We start from the raw sequence: 16,596 nt of genomic DNA on the forward strand, positions 1-16,596 counted from the left end.
CCTGTCGCAAACCTGTCAGGCCTGGCCGCTGAGCCTGGCCGCGATCGCGCGGTAGCCGCGCATCCACATGTGATCGAGATCGAGATCCATCGGCAGCGGCTGCGAGGAGACGCGCGCGATCACGGTTTCATTGACCGGATCGATGTAGATCCACTGGCCATGAATGCCGACTGCGGCAAACGGGGCTTCGCGCCGGTCGAGCGTGTACCACTTGTTGCGGTAGTTGCCGTTTGGAAACACCTTCGTCAGGTCGCCGCGCGACCACGCCTCGGCATTGCCGTTGTGCCTGATGTCGTCGATCCACCATCCCGGCACGACCTGTCGGCCGTTGCTGATGCCGTGATTGCGCATCATCTCGCCGAAACGGGCGAGGTCGCGCAATGTCGCGCAGACGCCGCCGGCGACGCGGGCCGCACCGCGGGAATCGACCGTGATGTAGGCGTCGTGCTCGGCGCCCATCGGCTGCCACAGATAGTGGGAGAGGATTTTCGCATAGGACATGCCGCAGGCGCGCTCGTAGACCCAGCCCAGCACGTCGGTGTTGGTCGAGACGTAGTGGAAGGTCTGGCCATGCGGCGCGCCGTTCGGCCGCAGCGTGCGCAGGTAGTCGCGCAGATTGCTCGGCGGAATGGCTGGATCCGGTGGCTCCCAGCCGGTCGAGCGGCGGTAGTTGATGACGTCGCCGTCGCGCGCCATGTAATCCTCGTCGAAGCAGATGCCGACGCTCATGTCGAGCAGATGCCGCACCGTGCAGCCGTCGCCATAGACCGATCCCTCCATCTCCGGGATGTAGCGCGTCACCGGCGCGTCGGGGTCGAGCTTGCCGCGATCGGCCAGGATGCCGCCAAGTGTGCCGGCGACCGACTTGCTGACCGAGAAGATCAAATGCGGGGTGCCCGGTGTCAGGCCGTGGGCATACCATTCGAACGCGATCTCGCCGCGATGCGACACCACGATGCCGTCGGTGTGGCTCGCGCGCAATGCCTGGCCGACGCCGACCGCCTCGCCGCGCGGGTTTGCGAAGCTGACGTCGTCGAGATAGCGCGGCGCAAAGGACAGCGGCGCCGGCACTGAGGCGCGCGCGATGTTTGCGGTGGGCAAGAGCTCGCGCACGTTGCGGAACGCCCATTCGCTGTAGGGATGCTGACGCCAATTGGCCAGCGTGACTTGTTCGTCGGCCGCCGGAGGGAAGGCGGCCATGATGCGACGCGAATTCATTGTTGATCCAGCAATGCCATTGGAAGTTTCACGAAAGTTCCGCATGCGCCGCGCCGCTCGCAATCAACCGGATGGTGGAGGTGGCCGCCGGGTTACCCCGGTGTAACCGTTTCAAGGATGTGCGTGGCGCGGGCTTGGCCCGCAAATTGCTTGACTAAGCCCTGCGTCTGTCCCAGCGTGCCGAGCATGCGACGCGCAGACGTCCGCCATCGGGAAACATCGGGAGGTAGGTCATGATCGCGCTTCTGGGCCGACCGGATCCGGCGACCACGCAGGCCATTCAGTTCGCGCGCGGCATTCTCGAGGGGTCCGCGACCGCGTTCTACGAGGTCGACGGCAACCTCACCCTCAACCGCTTCGTGCTCAGCAGCAACGTGCCGCCGAGCTTCCACGATCAGTATCTTGCCGGCATGAACCGGCTCGATCCGCTGCATCCGCGCTCGGCGAGCAACCGGCCGATTGCGCGGCTGAGCACAGCCCTCGATCAATGCGCGACCCAGGAGGCGGCGACCTACCGCGCCTTCGCCGGCCAATGCGGCGTCGCCGACATGATCGAGTTCTTCTTCCGCCGCAACGACCGGATCGTGGCCGGAATGAGCGTGCTCTGGGCGCCGGGCTGCGCGATTCCGGACGGCAGCATGCACATCGCCGAGAAGATCCACGACTATCTCGAGTTCAACCTGACCAGCCGCCTGTCGTCCAATGCCGACGAGCCGCCGCGCTACGGACTGACCTCGCGCGAGATGGAGGTCGTCGAGCTGCTGTGCTGCGGCCGAACCAATCGCGAGATCGGCGAGTGCCTGAGCATCGGTCTCGCGACGGTGAAGACGCATTTGATCCATATCTTCGAGAAGCTCGGCGTCGAGACCCGCTCGGCGGTTGTCGCGCTGATGTCGCGGCCGCATTAGGCCGCGGGCGCTGTGATTCAACTGCCAAACAGCTAGTTCGGTGTCATCACCCGCGCAAGCGGGTGATCCAGTATTCCAGAGACGCCGGTGCTTGAGCCGAGAGGCCGCGGCGTACTGGATCGCCCGGTCGAGCCGGGCGATGACAGTGTGGGTGGGGACACAGCTTCGCATTCTCGCGACATGAATCGTCCGAGCTTTGCTTCTCGTTCCGCCCTCCTCTCGCAGAGGGCGCAGGGAAAGCCGGGTGCCGATCGCACCCATGGGCCCCGAGCAAAGGGTAGAAAGCTCGGGGGTAGGACCACAGGTGTAACCAGGAACTCCGGCTTTCCCTGCGCGATGGGTTACGGCTTACTTCGTGCTCTCCCCGGCGAGACTGGGCTTGTTTGTCACCGCCTTCGCAGAAACGCATTCGCGTTTCGCAAGGGGACACCGGCCGCTAGGGCGTCAGGACCACACGACTTCACCGTCCGCCTCAATCACGCTTCGTCCGTCGTGATCTCAGCGTCCACCGCATCCCACACCGCGTTCGTGACGACCGCGAAGCGCCCCTCGATCGGGTGAGACGGGCGAACCATACACTGAGTTGCAATTCCGATAAACCGAAATATTTTTGCTGCGAGGGCTTGACGCGTTTTGCTGAGTTGCCCGTCGGGTTGTTTTGTCGCACGCGGCAAGCGCGCAGCCGCAGGCCGGCCTCGTCCGCGTCACCCGATCCACCGTACGGTTGATTGCTGCACCCGCCCGCGCAGGCCGAAAGTTCCCCAAGGACCGGTGTCGTTTTCGACAATGTTGGCGAGCGGCTGCCGCTCGCAACATCAGAGGATCCGACATGCGTGATTTCATGGCCATCGGTCGCTCGGTGGCGGTTGCCGAGCGTGGCATGGCCGCAACCTCGCACCCGCAGGCGACGCTCGCCGCGGTCGAGATGCTGAAGGCCGGTGGCAACGCGGTCGATGCCGCGGTCGCGGCGGTCGCGGTGCAGGGCGTGGTCGAGCCGCAGATGACCGGGATCGGCGGCGATTGCTTTGCGCTGGTTTCGCCGAGGGCCGGCGATCGCGCTGAACGGCTCGGGCCGCACGCCTGAAGGCACCGATGCAGAGAAATTTGCCGCGAGCGGCGCGCGCGACATTCCGCCGACCGCGCCTGAAGCGGTGACCGTACCCGGCGCGATCGATGCGTGGTGCAGGCTGGTCGCCGACCACGGCAGCAGGTCGCTGGAAGAAATCTTCCGGCCGGCGATCACAGCCGCCGAGCAAGGCTTTTGTGTCACGCCGCGCGTCGCCGAGGACTGGCGCCGCTTTCGGGCCCGGATCGAGATCGACGCCAATGCGGCGGCGCAGTTCCTCCCGGGTGGCAAGGCGCCAGATGTTGGCGACATCCGTACGCAACCGGCGCTCGGCCTTACCCTGCGCCAGATCGCGCAACACGGGCGCGACGCCTTTTACGCCGGCGAGGCCGCCGACGAGATGGCCGGCATCTTGCGCGGGCTGGGCGGGGCCCACAGCACTAAGGATTTTGCCGCACAGACCTCGGACTATGTGCGCCCGATCTCGGCGCGCTATCATGACCATGACGTGGTCGAGTGTCCGCCGAACGGGCAGGGGCTCGCGGCGCTGATGATCCTGCGGACGCTCGCGGGCTTCGACGTCGCAGCGCTCGCGCAGGCCGATCGCATCCATCTGCTCGCCGAAGCGACCAAGGCCGCCTACCGGGCGCGCGACGCCTTCTTCTGCGATCCCGCCGTCAGCAACGTCGATCCGGCCGCATTTCTTGCCGATGACTATATCGAGACGATCCGCAGCAAGATCGACATGAAGCGGGCCTCCACACCTGCCGCCTGGGATGATATCGAGCACCGCGACACCGTCTATGTCACCGTGGTCGACCGCGACCTCAATGCCGTCTCGCTGATCAACTCGCTGTTCTATCCGTTCGGCAGCGGCATCTACGCGCCGAAGTCGGGCGTCCTGCTGCACAACCGCGGCTGGAGCTTCCGCGCCAGGCCCGGGCATCCGAATTCGCTCGGGCCGCGCAAGCGGCCGATGCACACGATCATCCCCGGCCTCCTCCGCAAGGACGGCAAGACCGTGATGTCGTTCGGCGTGATGGGCGGGCACTACCAGGCGGCGGGTCATGCCAATCTGCTCTCGAACATTTTTGACATGAAGATGGACATCCAGGCGGCGGCCGAGGCGCCGCGCACCTTTGCCTTCGATGGCGTGCTGTCGCTGGAGACGACGATATCGCCCGCGATCCGCGACGAGCTGCGCGCCCGCGGCCACGATGCGCGCTTCTCCGAGGAGCCGATCGGCGGCTGCCAGGCGATCCGCATCGACCATGCGCGCGGGGTGCTGTTTGGTGCCTCCGATCACCGCAAGGACGGTCTGGCGCTGGGCTTCTGACCAAGTTCGGCCGTGGCCGTGAATTATTTCTGGAAAGATATTAATCGTCCATCCAAGGGTTGATTGTAGCTGCACCCCGCGTTCGCCGAAGCTCGGCGTCGGGGAGCGCTTCATGGCAGCGATTTCCGAAGCAGAGTCTGGCAGGGTGATCGGCGTGTCGGTGGGGGAGTCCGCCGACGCGGCGGAGCATGCCGGCCGGTTCGGTGGCTGGAAGTTGCGCATGGATCAGGTGTCGTCGGGACGGTTCGCCGGACGTCTGGTGAGGATCCGGCTCGAGAGCCTTGAGATCGTCAGGGAGACCACGACGCAAGCGCTGATCAAGCAAGGTAAGGCGTGGCCGGATGCTCTGGTGTTCAGCCTGCCGCTGGCGGCGTCAAGCGACGGACATTTCAACGGCCGCTCCTTGGCGTTTCCCGATGTATTGCTCAACGATGGCGTCGATCTGCCGCCGCTGGTGACGCCGACCCTGCTGGACGTCGTATCGATTGCGATCGCGCGCGATCATCTTGCGTCATCGCTGGACGCGCTCGGCGAGACGCAGTCCGCGGACCTCGTTTCCGGCTATCGGCAACCGCACCATTCATTCGGTGGGCCGGGATTGCCGGCGCTCCAACAGGGTTTTCGCGAAATCTGCGATCCAGGTCATCAGCTTGAGACGACGATCGGGTTTTGTCGCACGCGCGCATCACTCCAGGATATGGTGGTCGGCGCGCTCGCCGAAATCCTGTCGAAGACGTCGCGGGCCGAGGTCAGGGCGGCGACCGCCCAAAAGAGACTGGTCGATCGCGTCAGCGACTACATGTTCGCGCATGTCGACGATCCGCCCAACATCGCCGATTTGTGCCGCATCGCCGGTGTAAGCCGCAGGACGTTGCAGGCCTGCTTTCGGGATGCGCTCGGTCTCACGCCGTCGCAATATCTGCGGACGCTGCGGCTGAACGCCGTGCGCCGCGAGTTGCGTGCGCTTGCTGCGGCGGGCCGGCCGATCTCGATCGGCGATGTGGCGGCGCGGTGGGGTTTCTGGCACTGGAGCCGCTTCACCGAAAACTATCGGCTGCTGTTTGGCGAATTGCCCTCGCGCACCGTTCAGAACGTGCTTTCCGCCCCACGCTAGGACTTTTTCATTGCCACTTCGGCGGGCCTGCCGATTCCGGATAACGCATGCCGGAGATGCTTTCCTAGGCTTGCCCGGATTTGCAGCGCCGCGTCGCGGCGCAGCGATATCGGGGACGGAGGGGCAACATGAACTTCAACGGACGACTTACGGCCGCGGCGCTTGCCGTGACAGCGGCGAGCATGACATCAGCCAACGCATTCGAGTTCGGTTACGCGGGTTGGGCGCAGAAGCCGGGCATCACACTCGGCGGCGGAACGGCCGGCGCGCCGCCGCCCGGGCTTTATAGCTTCGATCAGGTCTTCACCTATCAATCGAACATTGTCGGGCCGGGCGCGCCGAATATCGGTGGGGCGGCGACGCCGGTGCATGCGGCGGTCGAGGCGTCGGGCTTGCTGTGGGTGCCAGGCTGGACGTTCCTCGGTGCAACCTACGATGCGGTCATCGTGCAGCCCTGGATCATGGCCGACGTCGGCTCGCCGGTGAACATCCAGCAGGCCGGCATGCACAACACCTACATTGTGCCGGCCGAACTGAGCTGGAAGCTCGGCGATAGCGGCTTCTTCATCAAGACGGGACTCGGCATCTATGTGCCGAATGGCTCGATCAGCGGGCCGGCCGGCTTGAGCAACGTCGGCAATCCCTGGTGGACGTTTCAGCCCGAGTTCGTGGTGTCCTACCTGAAGGATGGCTGGAATCTGACGGCGAACCTGTTTCAGGAGATCAATACCAGCAATTCGATCACCGGTTATCGCTCCGGCGACGTCCTCCACGCCGAGTTCACGGCCACCAAGACGATCGGCAACTGGACCGTCGGTCCCATCGCCTATTACGCCGGGCAGGTGACCAACGACACGTCGAGCGCGTTCTATAACGGCGCGATCAACGTCAACCGGTATAACATCTGGGCCGGCGGCGGCCTCGTTGGCTACAATTTCGGACCGGCAGCGCTGACCGTCTGGGCAACGCACGAGTTCTCCTCGAACGCCTCCGGCGGCACCGCCGGCCCGCCCGGAATTGATACGGCGTCGATCACCAAGGGCAACTCGGTGTTCGCCAATCTGAGCTTCCGTCTCTGGGCACCGGATGCCCCGGAGGGGCCGCCGAAGCGGCCGATGTTCACCAAGTAGCGAAAGCGCCGACGTATCCCGCCAGGCAGATCAAAAGGAGCCGCGTTGATCGCGCGGCTCCCCGATGGCTGCCCGTTTTCATCACCTGAGCCCGGCAGGCCCGTAGCATCCACCGGACGGTGGATTGTTCCAGACGCCGACATGCCGAACCTTCGGCCATCATGCCGGCGTCGTGCGCGGTTCAGCCCTACGCACCGCGCGGCGAAAGGCTGATCGCTACAGGCTTTCCCAACCGAGAAGTTGATCCGTATGAGCAGGACATTCGCCGACACGGTCTTCCGCAACGGCCGGATCTACACGTCGAACCGTGAGCTGCCCTGGGCGACCTGCGCGGCGGTCAAGGCCGGCCGGTTCATCGCCGTGGGCGACGAATGCGATGTTGCGGAGCTGGTCGGCGAGGGGACCGCGACCGTCGATCTCGGCGGCCGGATGGCGATGCCGGGCATCGTGGACATCCACAATCACATCATGATGGGCGGGCACGCCGATCTCTACGAGCTGCGCTTCTCCAACGCCGACAGCATTCCAAGGATCGCCGAGACCCTGCACAAGGCGGCGTCGGCGGCGGCGCCCGGCGCCTGGATCGTCGGCGGGCAGTTCGGCAACAATCTGCTGAACGAGATGAACACCGCGGAGTCCTGCGCGCTGCTGGATGCGGCATGCCTCGGGCATCCCGTGGTGCTACGCGACGACAGCTATCACAATCGCTGGGCGAGCTCGGCGGCGTTGCGGCTTGCCGGCGTGCAGGCCGATTCCCCTAACCCGACCGACGGCGAGATCGGCCGCGACCTCAAAAGCGGGACGCTCACCGGGATCATGATCGAGGCCGCCTCGGGCCTGGTCGAGCGGGCGCTCGCCGCCTCCGGGCACTACACAGCCGAGATGGACCGCGCGGCGGTGGCGCGCTCGATCGGAGTCCTCAACACCTATGGCGTCACCGCCTTCATCGACGCCGCCAGCATGCAGCCGATCATGGCCGCGCTGAAGGGGCTCGACGACCGCGGGGAGCTCACCGCCTGGGCGGTCTGCGCGATGCCGGTGGTCGAGCCGGGCTTCATGTTCGGCAAGGCCGGCGAGGAGCTGTTCGCGCTGCGCGAACAATATCGCGGCGCGCATGTGAAGCCCGATTATGTCAAGGTGTTCCTCGACGGCGTGCCCGGCGCCAAGACCGCGGCGTTCCACGAGCCTTACATCGCCGATCCCGTGCGCGGCTGCTGCTTCCGCGGCTCGACGATGCTGACGGTGCCGGACCTGATCCGCTGGCTCGGACGCTGCGAGAAGCTCGGGCTCGCCGCAAAGATCCATTGCGCCGGCGATGCCGCCGTGACGCAGGCGCTCGATGCGATCGACGTCGTGCGCAGCTTCAACGGTCCGACCCATCTGGTGCACCAGATCGCGCATGCGAGCTACATCGCGCCCGACGACATCCCGCGCTTCGCCGAGCTCGGCGTCGCGGCCGATCTGTCGCCGATCATCTGGTATCCGACCATCTTCCTCGAGGCGCACAAGGCCGCGATGGGTGAGGAGCGGGCGCAGCGCTTCTGGCCGAACAAGGATTTGAAAGAGGCCGGCGCGCTGATGGCCGGCGGCTCGGACTGGCCGGTGATCCCGATCCCGGATCCCTGGCAGGGCATCGAGGGCATGGTGACCCGGCAAAATCCGACCGGGGATTTTCCCGGCAAGTCGCTGTGGGCCGAGCAGGCGCTCGATCTCGCCACCGTGATCGACATCTACACCATCGATGCCGCGCGCGCGGCCGGGCTCGGCCAGTCAATCGGCTCGATCGAGGTGGGCAAATCGGCCGACCTGATCGTGCTCGACCAGATGATCTTCGACATCCCGCCGGATCAGCTGGCCGACACGCGCGTCGAGATGACCTTCTTCGAGGGCCGCAAGGTCTTCGAGCGGGGTACGTGATGGGAGCAGTGGATCAGATCCCGGTCACGGTGCTGACCGGCTTCCTCGGCAGCGGCAAGACCACGGTGCTGAACCATTTGCTGCGCCAGCCGGAGCTTGGCGGCGTTGTCGCCATCATCAATGAGTTCGGCGAGGTGGCGCTGGATCATCTGCTGGTCGAAAGCAGCGAGGACCGCCTGGCGCTGCTCGACAATGGCTGCATCTGCTGCTCGGTGCGCGAGGATCTGATCGAGACGCTGGCCGATCTCGCAGCGCGTCGTGCCGCCGGGACAATCCCGCCGTTCCACCGCGTGCTGGTCGAGACCACCGGGCTCGCCGATCCCGTGCCCGTGCTGCACACGCTGATGACGGCGCCCGATGTCATTGGTCGCTACCGGATCGACGGCGTGGTCGCGACCGTCGATGCGGTCAATGGCGCGCACACGCTCGAGTCGCACAGCGAGGCCGTCAGGCAGATCGCGGTTGCCGACCGGCTGCTGGTCACCAAGACCGATCTCGCTGCCGATGATGCGCTGGCGCGGCTCGACGCGCTGATAGCGGCGCTCAACCCGGTGGCGACGCGCCATCGCGTCCGGAACGGGACCGTCGATCCGGCAAAGGTTCTCGATGCCGGGCTGTTCGATCCGTCGGCCCGCTCAGCCGATGTCGTGCGCTGGTTCGATCTGGCCTCGCAGGCGGCCAACGCGCCGCACGACCATGCAGATCACCATTGTGATGGCGATGAATGCGGCCACCATAGCCACCACACGCACGACGCAGGCGTGTCGTCCTACAGCCTTGTTATCGACGAGCCGATCCAGCGCGACGCGTTCGCGCGCTGGCTCGACTATGTCGCGGCGCTCAAAGGTGAGGACCTGCTGCGCTTCAAGGCCATCGTGCATATCGCCGAACAGCCCGATGCGCCTGTTGTGGTGCATGGCGTGCAGCATGTCTTCCATCCGCCGATCACGCTGGGCGGCTGGCCGTCGGCCGACCGGCGCTCGCGGCTCGTCTTCATCGTGCGCGGCATCCCGCGCCAGATCATCGAAAACACATTGTGCAAATTCGCAGCCGTGAGCCGCGCGGCGATCCAGCGATCGGCGGCCTAGAGCATGATCCGGAAAAGTGTGAAGCGGTTTTCCGAAAAGATCATGCTCAAAGAAAGCCAGCTTACTTCAGAGTTTGTTTCAGGGAGAGGGACATGACCGAGAATTCAAAGACGAACTCGTCCGGCCGGCTCAACCGGCGGACATTGTTGAAGGCGGCCGGCGCCTCCGGACTCGTGTCTGCCATGAACGTGCCGCTGGTCAATATCGCGCGCGCCGCGAGCAATACGATCAAGATCGGCTGGGTCGGATGCCTGTCCGGCGTCCGCGCGCCGTTCGCCGAGCCCGACACCTGGATCCACGAGCGCATCAAGGCGCGCGTGAAGGACGGCCTGAAGATCGGCGGCAAGACCTATCAAATCGAATTCGTGTTCAAGGACAACCAGTCCGATCCGAACCGTTCGTCGGTGGTCGCGAGCGAACTGGTGTTGCGCGAAAAATGCGATCTCATCCTGGTCGAGGACGGCGACGCCCAGGCGCCGGTGCAGGAGCTGTCGGACGCCCGGTCGATCCCCTCGATCTCGACCATGGTGCCGTGGCAGGGCTGGATGTTCCCGCGCAAGTCGACGCCGGACAAGGGCTTTCCCTACAGCTTCCATTTCTTCTGGGGCGCCGACGACGTCGTCAAGAACTTCCTCGGCATGTGGCAATCGGTCGACACCAACAAGAAGGTCGGCACGCTCTATATCGACAACCCGGCCGGACAGGCGTTCTCCGATCCGAAGGTCGGGTTGCCCGGCGGCATCGCGCAGGCCGGCTATCAGGAATTCTCTGCCGGCAAATTCCAGATCGCGACCGACGACTTCACCAATCAGGTCTCGGCGTTCAAGAACAACGGCGTCGATATCGTCTCCGGCTTCACCTACGGCAATCACTGGGTGACGCTGTGGAATCAGGCGGCCCAGGCCGGCTTCAAGCCGCAGATCTGCACGGTGGCGGCGGCCTTTTTGTTCCCGAGCGCGGTGAATGCGCTCGGCGATCGCGGCGACGGCATGTCGACCGAAGTGTGGTGGACGCCGGCCTATCCGTTCAAGTCGTCGCTGACCGGGCAGAGCGCCGGCGATCTCGCCGCGGAGTGGGAGAAGACCACCGGCAAGCAATGGACCCAGCCGATCGGCTATGCCCACGCGCTCTGGGAGGTCGCGCTGGCGGCGCTGCAGAACAGCGATCCCAAGGACAAGAACTCGCTGCGCGATGCGATCGCCGGCCTCGACATGGAGACCGTCGTCGGCCGGGTCAAGTTCAAGGACAGCCCGATCAAGAGCGTCGCGGTGACCTCGCTGTCGGGCGGGCAGTGGCGCAAGACCAAGGGCGGCAAATCGAAATACGAACTGCTGATCGTGCACAACGGCACCGCGCCGTTCATCCCGAAGCAGGCCGATCTCGCGCTGCTCTCCAAGCTGGCCTGAGATGGCACCGCTTCTGCGCGTCAGCGGGCTGTCGAAGCGCTTCGGCGAGATCGTGGTCGCCGACGGGGTCAGCTTCGAGCTGGCGCGCGGCGAATGTCTCGGCGTGATCGGCCCGAACGGCGCCGGCAAGAGCTCGCTGCTCAACCTGATCGTCGGCCTGCTTGCGGCCGACGGCGGCTCGATCATGCTCGATGGCGCTGACATCACCGGGCTGCCGCCGCACCGGAGGGCGCGGATGGGGCTCGGGCGGGCGTTCCAGATCCCGCAGCCGTTTCCGCATCTGTCGGTCTATGAGAACGCGCTGGTGGCTGCGTCCTACGGCGCCGGCCTGCATGGCGATGCAGCCTGCGCCTGGACGATGCAGGTGTTGCAGCGGACCGGGCTCGACGCCAAGGCGGACAAGCTTGCGGGCGCGCTGCCGCTGATCGACCGCAAGCGGCTGGAATTTGCCAAGGCGCTGGCCTCGAAGCCGAAGCTGATCCTGCTCGACGAGATCGCCGCCGGCTTGACCGAGCCCGAGGTCGAGCGCCTTGTCGCGATCATCCAATCGGTGAAAGCAGATCATGCCATGATCTGGATCGAGCACATTCCGCACGCCTTGCGCGCGGTGTCGGATCGCATCCTGGTGCTCGATTTCGGCCGCAAGGTTCTGGAGGGCCGGCCGGCCGATGTCATGGACAGTGCGGTGGTGCGCGAAATCTACATGGGATTGAAGGCTGATGGCGTTGCTTGACGTGGACGGCCTGCAGATCTTCTACGGCGATCTCCAGGCTGTGTTCGACATGAACTTCACCGTCGCCGACGGCGAGGCGGTGGCGCTGGTCGGCGCCAATGGCGCCGGCAAGTCGACGTTCCTGAAGGCGCTGGTCGGCTTGAATGACGAACGCAAGGGCTCGGTGCATTTCGACGGCGTCGATATCTCGCAGATGCCGGCCGAGGACGTCTCGCGGCTCGGGCTCATCATGGTGCCCGAGGGCCGGCTCTTGTTCGACTCGCTGACCATCGAGGAGAACCTCCTGATGGGCACGGTGAACCGGCGCAAGGGCAGCTGGACGCTGCGGCGGGTGTTCGACCTGTTCCCGATCCTAGAGGAGCGGCGGCGGATGTTTCCCGGCCAGCTCTCCGGCGGCCAGCAGCAGATGGCCGCGATCGGCCGCGCGCTGATGTCGAACCCGCGGCTGCTGTTGTGCGACGAGATTTCGCTCGGGCTCGCGCCTGTGATGGTCGAGCAGATCTATCGCTCGTTTGCCGACATTCGCGGCGAGGGCACTGCCGTCGTGCTCGTCGAGCAGGACGTCAACCGCGCGCTCGCGGCGTCGGAACGGATCTATTGCCTGTTGAAGGGGCGGGTGTCGCTGACCGGCCCGGCGCAGGGACTGCAGCCCGAACAGCTGACGCATGCCTATTTCGGCAACTAGAAGACTGATGAAACATGATCTGGGTTGAGACATTGATCAACGGTGCCTTGCTGGGCGGGCTCTACGCGCTGCTCGGCATCGGCCTCGCCTTGGTGTTCGGCGTGATGCGTGTCGTCAACATCGCGCACGGCGAGTTCATGGTGCTGAGTGCGTTCTGCGCCGTGCTGCTCGCCAATCTGTTTCCGCAGGTCCCGCCGCTGTTGATGCTGATCCCGGTGATCGCGCTGTCGTTCGGCGTTGGATGGCTCTACCAGGCTGTCATCGTCAACCGCGTCGTGACCTCGCCCGATCCGCTGTCGCCGTTGCTCCTGACCTTCGGCGTCTCGGTGATCCTTCGCAACGTGATGGTCGAGGTGTTCGGCGCCGACGTGCGCAGCCTGCAGGTCGGCGAACTCTCCCGCGCCAGCCTCGAAATCGCCGGCCTCAATATCGGAATCATGCCGCTGCTGACGCTGGTGCTCGCCGCACTGCTGTTCATGACGCTGCAGCTCATCCTGCGCCATACCGAGTTCGGGCGGATCGTGCGCGCCACCGCCGACCGCCGCGACATCGTCCGGCTGTCCGGGGTGAAGCCCGACCGGGTCTACAATTATGTGATGGGCCTGTCGCTGGCGCTCGGCGCGATCGGTGGCGTGCTGCTCGCGGTGCGTTCGAGCTTCACGCCGTTCTCCGGCGCCGAACGCCTCCTGATCGCGTTCGAGGTCGTGGTGCTCGGCGGGCTCGGCTCGTTCTGGGGCGCGCTGCTGGGCGGCGTCGCGCTCGGCATGGCGCAATTGATCGGGCTGAAGATCGATCCAAATGCGGGGCTGCTCTATGCGCATCTGTTGTTCTTCATCATGCTGCTGATCCGGCCGTCGGGCCTGGTGTCGAGCAGGGTATGATCCCGATGCCGACACGGACCATTCTGCTGGCCAGCGCCGTCGCTCTCGTCGCGGTGATCGCTGGTGCCCCCTTCGTGCTGAACGAAGGCGTTCTGCGGCTCGCGACCGAGTGCCTGCTGCTGCTGACCATGGCGCAGATGTGGAACCTGCTGGCGGGCTATGCCGGGCTGGTGTCGCTCGGCCACCAAGTCTTCATCGCCTTCGGCGCCTACGCGCTGTTCCTGACATCTAGCTGGCTCGGGGTGACGCCGATCTGGGTCCTGCCGATCGCGCCGCTGGTCGCCGCTGCGGTCTCCGCCATCATCGCCTTTCCGCTGTTCCGGCTGCGCGACGCCTATTTCTCGATCGCGATGTGGGTGTTCGCCGAGATCATCGGCGCCTTCACCATGAAATCGCAGGCGGTCGGCGGCACCTCCGGGCTGCCGCTCGCCACCAGCAAGCTGATCGATTTCGACTGGTTCGAGCCGACCCTGTTCTGGCTCGCGGGCGGTCTGACGCTTCTGACCATCGGAGCGCTGTACCGGTTGATGACCTCGAGCTTCGGGCTCGGGCTGATGAGCGTGCGCGACAATGATCTCGCGGCGATGAGCGTCGGCGTCGACGTCCGGCACAACCGCTTCGTTGCCTTCGTGCTCTCGGCGGCCGGATGCGGACTGGCCGGTGCGTTGAGCTTCATGGGCAATCTGTTCATCGCGCCGCTCGCGGCATTCGACGTCAACTGGTCGGTCTACATGATGTTCATCGTGATCATCGGCGGCATCGGAACCCTGGAAGGGCCGATCCTGGGCGTCATCATCTTCTTCGGCCTGCGCGAATTGATGACCGGACCGCTCGGACTGTCCGGCGGCTGGTATCTGGTCGGGCTCGGCATCATCGCCGTTGTCGTGATGATGGTGGCGCCGCGCGGCATCTGGCCGGTCCTGCGCGACCGCCTCGGCGTGCGGTTGCTGGACGTGCACCGCACCTCGCCGCGCCCCGCCGGGGCCGCGATCGAGCCGGGGCCTTCGGAGCAGGTGGCTGGATAAGGCTTCACGCCGTCGCCGTTGCTTGTATTCTGGCGGCTCCAGTTTTGAGGAGAGGGCGCAATGGCGCTGATATCGCGGGTTGGCGGATGGGCATTGGCCGGTCTGGTTGCGGTGACGCTGGCGGCGCCGCCGCCCGCGCGGGCCGAGCGCCGAATGTGGCCGCAGGTCGCCGCCATGCACCCGATGGACGGGCTCACCACGGACGAGATCCGCTCCGTCTCCGACATCCTCCGCGCTGCCGGCAAGTTCGACGACGCCACCCGCGTCGTCTCGATGACGATTGAGGAGGATCCCAAGGACGAGGTGCGGGCGTGGCGGCCCGGACAGCCGTTCGCGCGCCGTGCCGTCGCGACGCTGCTGAGCGGCGGGCATCTCTATGAAGCGCACATCGATCTCGCCGCGCGGAGCCTGCTCGGCTGGGACGAGGTCAGGGATCATGAGGCCGCGCTGACGATCGACGAACTGATGTCCGCCGGCGATTTGCCGAAGCAGGACCCGCGCTGGGTCGCCGCGATGGCGAAGCGCGGCATCACCGATTTCCGCAACGTGCTGTGCCTGCCGCTGACGGTCGGTCCGGTGACCGATCCCGCCATGAAAGGCCGCCGCCTGCTCAACGTTCCCTGCGTCGATACCTCGGGCGCCGCCAACAATCTCTGGGGCAAGCCGATCGAGAACCTGTTCGCCCAGGTCGATCTCAAGAGCAAGACGGTTCTGTCGGTGACCGATCTCGGCGTGGTGCCACCGCCGCCGCAGACGCCGTCGCACGCCTATGCCGACTCCGGAAAATATCGCAAGCCGCCGAAGCCGATCGAAATCACAGCGCCCCAGGGCAGCAACGTGAAAGTGGAGAGCGGCCAGGTGCGCTGGGACAACTGGTCGTTCCATGTCCGGCTCGAGCCGCGCGTCGGCGCGGTGCTGTCGCTGATCCGCTACGACGATCACGGCACGTTGCGCGACATCGCCTACCAGATCTCGGCGAGCGAGATGTTCGTGCCCTACATGGATCCGGCCGAGACCTGGTCGTTCCGCGCCTACATGGATATCGGCGAATACGGTTTTGGCGTGCTCTCCAGCGAATTGCAGCCCGGTGCCGACTGCCCCGAAGGCGCGCATTTCCTCGACCTGACGATCTCGGACACCAAGGGCATGCCTGTGGTCTCCAAGGGAGCGGTCTGCATCTTCGAGCGCCCGACCGGCGATCCGATTTGGCGCCACAGCGAGCTGATCAACAATACCGCCGAGGTGCGGCCGAACAACGAGCTGGTGGTGCGGATGGCGCCGGTGGTCGGGAACTACGATTATCTGGTGGATTATGTGTTCGACCGCGCCGGCAACATCGACGTGAGACTCGGTGCTTACGGCATCGATGCAACCAAGGGCGTGGCGAGCCGCAACCTGAGCGACCCGACGGCCGCGCAGGATACAGCCTATGGAACGCTGATCGACGAGCGGCTGCTTGCGGTCAATCACGATCACTACATGACGTTCCGGATCGACATGGACGTCGACGGCACCCCGAACCGGCTGGTCGAGGATCGCTTCAGCGTCCGGCGGCTGGAGCAGGGCCAGCGCAAGAGCCTCTGGCAGGTCGAGAGCAAGCCGGTCGCGACCGAGGGGCCGATCACGATGCCGCTGAACGCGGCGCAGTTCAGGGTCGAGAGCACGGGCAAGACCAACAAACAGGGATATCGCACCAGCTATCAGCTGATGCCCGGTCACTCCGACGTCTCATTGCTCGCCAATGACGATCCGATCCAGCTCCGCGCAGGCTTCAGCGCCTACACGCTGTGGAGTTCGGCCTACGCCAAGGACGAGCGATACGCGGCGGGCATGTATCCGAACGGAAATGCGGATGTCGATGGCCTGCCGAAATGGACCGCGGCGAAGCGGCCGATCGAGGACCGCGACCTCGTGCTGTGGTACACGGTCGGCTTCCGCCACGTGCCGCGCGCCGAGGATTGGCCCGTGATGCCCGGCCTGTGGCACGGCTTCCGGCTGCGTCCGTTCAACTTCTTCGATCGCAATCCGGCGCTCGACGTGCCGCCGGCGGTCGAGGCCAAGGACACGACCAAAGGTACGAAATGAGCGG

The 16,596-nt window shown here is 65.5% G+C and carries 12 protein-coding genes and 1 pseudogene; 12 read left to right on the forward strand and 1 reads right to left on the reverse strand.

Annotated features, from left to right (window positions below):
• Positions 1 to 15: 15 nt before the first annotated feature.
• On the reverse strand, positions 16 to 1,218 hold the full coding sequence (locus V5279_RS16490) for a serine hydrolase (protein ID WP_338699056.1): 1,203 nt from the start codon (positions 1,216 to 1,218) through the stop codon (positions 16 to 18).
• A gap of 233 nt (positions 1,219 to 1,451) precedes the next feature.
• Between V5279_RS16490 and V5279_RS16495 the strand changes: the two genes are divergently transcribed.
• The 12 genes and pseudogenes from V5279_RS16495 (at position 1,452) to V5279_RS16550 (ending at position 16,592) form a co-directional block, all read left to right on the forward strand.
• The gene (locus V5279_RS16495; RefSeq protein WP_338699058.1) at positions 1,452 to 2,126 is read left to right on the forward strand and encodes a helix-turn-helix transcriptional regulator; all 675 of its coding nucleotides are present in this window, start codon (positions 1,452 to 1,454) and stop codon (positions 2,124 to 2,126) included.
• Between the two features lie 925 nt (positions 2,127 to 3,051).
• A pseudogene (locus V5279_RS16500) lies at positions 3,052 to 4,528 on the forward strand (gamma-glutamyltransferase family protein).
• A 112-nt stretch (positions 4,529 to 4,640) separates the two neighbouring features.
• Positions 4,641 to 5,642 carry a helix-turn-helix domain-containing protein gene (locus V5279_RS16505; protein ID WP_338699062.1) on the forward strand — a complete coding sequence of 334 codons (1,002 nt, stop codon included), beginning with the start codon at positions 4,641 to 4,643 and terminating at the stop codon, positions 5,640 to 5,642.
• A 128-nt stretch (positions 5,643 to 5,770) separates the two neighbouring features.
• Positions 5,771 to 6,772, forward strand: coding sequence for a SphA family protein (locus V5279_RS16510; RefSeq protein ID WP_338699064.1), 1,002 nt, complete (start codon positions 5,771 to 5,773; stop codon positions 6,770 to 6,772).
• A gap of 249 nt (positions 6,773 to 7,021) precedes the next feature.
• Entirely contained in the window at positions 7,022 to 8,689 is a 1,668-nt protein-coding gene (locus tag V5279_RS16515) for an amidohydrolase (protein ID WP_338699066.1), read from the forward strand.
• Positions 8,689 to 9,777, forward strand: coding sequence for a GTP-binding protein (locus V5279_RS16520; protein ID WP_338699068.1), 1,089 nt, complete (start codon positions 8,689 to 8,691; stop codon positions 9,775 to 9,777). The genes V5279_RS16515 and V5279_RS16520 overlap by 1 nt, the downstream gene beginning before the upstream one ends.
• Before the next feature lie 92 nt (positions 9,778 to 9,869).
• Positions 9,870 to 11,183, forward strand: a complete 1,314-nt coding sequence (locus V5279_RS16525; protein WP_338699070.1) for an ABC transporter substrate-binding protein — start codon at positions 9,870 to 9,872, stop codon at positions 11,181 to 11,183.
• A 1-nt stretch (position 11,184) separates the two neighbouring features.
• A complete protein-coding gene (locus V5279_RS16530) occupies positions 11,185 to 11,916 on the forward strand; it encodes an ABC transporter ATP-binding protein (RefSeq protein WP_338699072.1) in 732 nt (243 codons plus the stop codon).
• Positions 11,903 to 12,601 carry an ABC transporter ATP-binding protein gene (locus V5279_RS16535; RefSeq protein ID WP_338699074.1) on the forward strand — a complete coding sequence of 233 codons (699 nt, stop codon included), beginning with the start codon at positions 11,903 to 11,905 and terminating at the stop codon, positions 12,599 to 12,601. The genes V5279_RS16530 and V5279_RS16535 overlap by 14 nt, the downstream gene beginning before the upstream one ends.
• Before the next feature lie 14 nt (positions 12,602 to 12,615).
• The gene (locus V5279_RS16540; RefSeq protein ID WP_338699076.1) at positions 12,616 to 13,482 is read left to right on the forward strand and encodes a branched-chain amino acid ABC transporter permease; all 867 of its coding nucleotides are present in this window, start codon (positions 12,616 to 12,618) and stop codon (positions 13,480 to 13,482) included.
• A gap of 5 nt (positions 13,483 to 13,487) precedes the next feature.
• Positions 13,488 to 14,507, forward strand: a complete 1,020-nt coding sequence (locus tag V5279_RS16545) for a branched-chain amino acid ABC transporter permease (protein ID WP_338699078.1) — start codon at positions 13,488 to 13,490, stop codon at positions 14,505 to 14,507.
• Between the two features lie 60 nt (positions 14,508 to 14,567).
• Positions 14,568 to 16,592, forward strand: coding sequence for a tyramine oxidase (locus tag V5279_RS16550; RefSeq protein ID WP_338699080.1), 2,025 nt, complete (start codon positions 14,568 to 14,570; stop codon positions 16,590 to 16,592).
• Positions 16,593 to 16,596 lie beyond the last annotated feature (4 nt).

It is taken from the genome of Bradyrhizobium sp. 26S5 (genome assembly GCF_036923295.1).
Classification (GTDB): Bacteria; Pseudomonadota; Alphaproteobacteria; order Rhizobiales; family Xanthobacteraceae; genus Bradyrhizobium; species Bradyrhizobium septentrionale.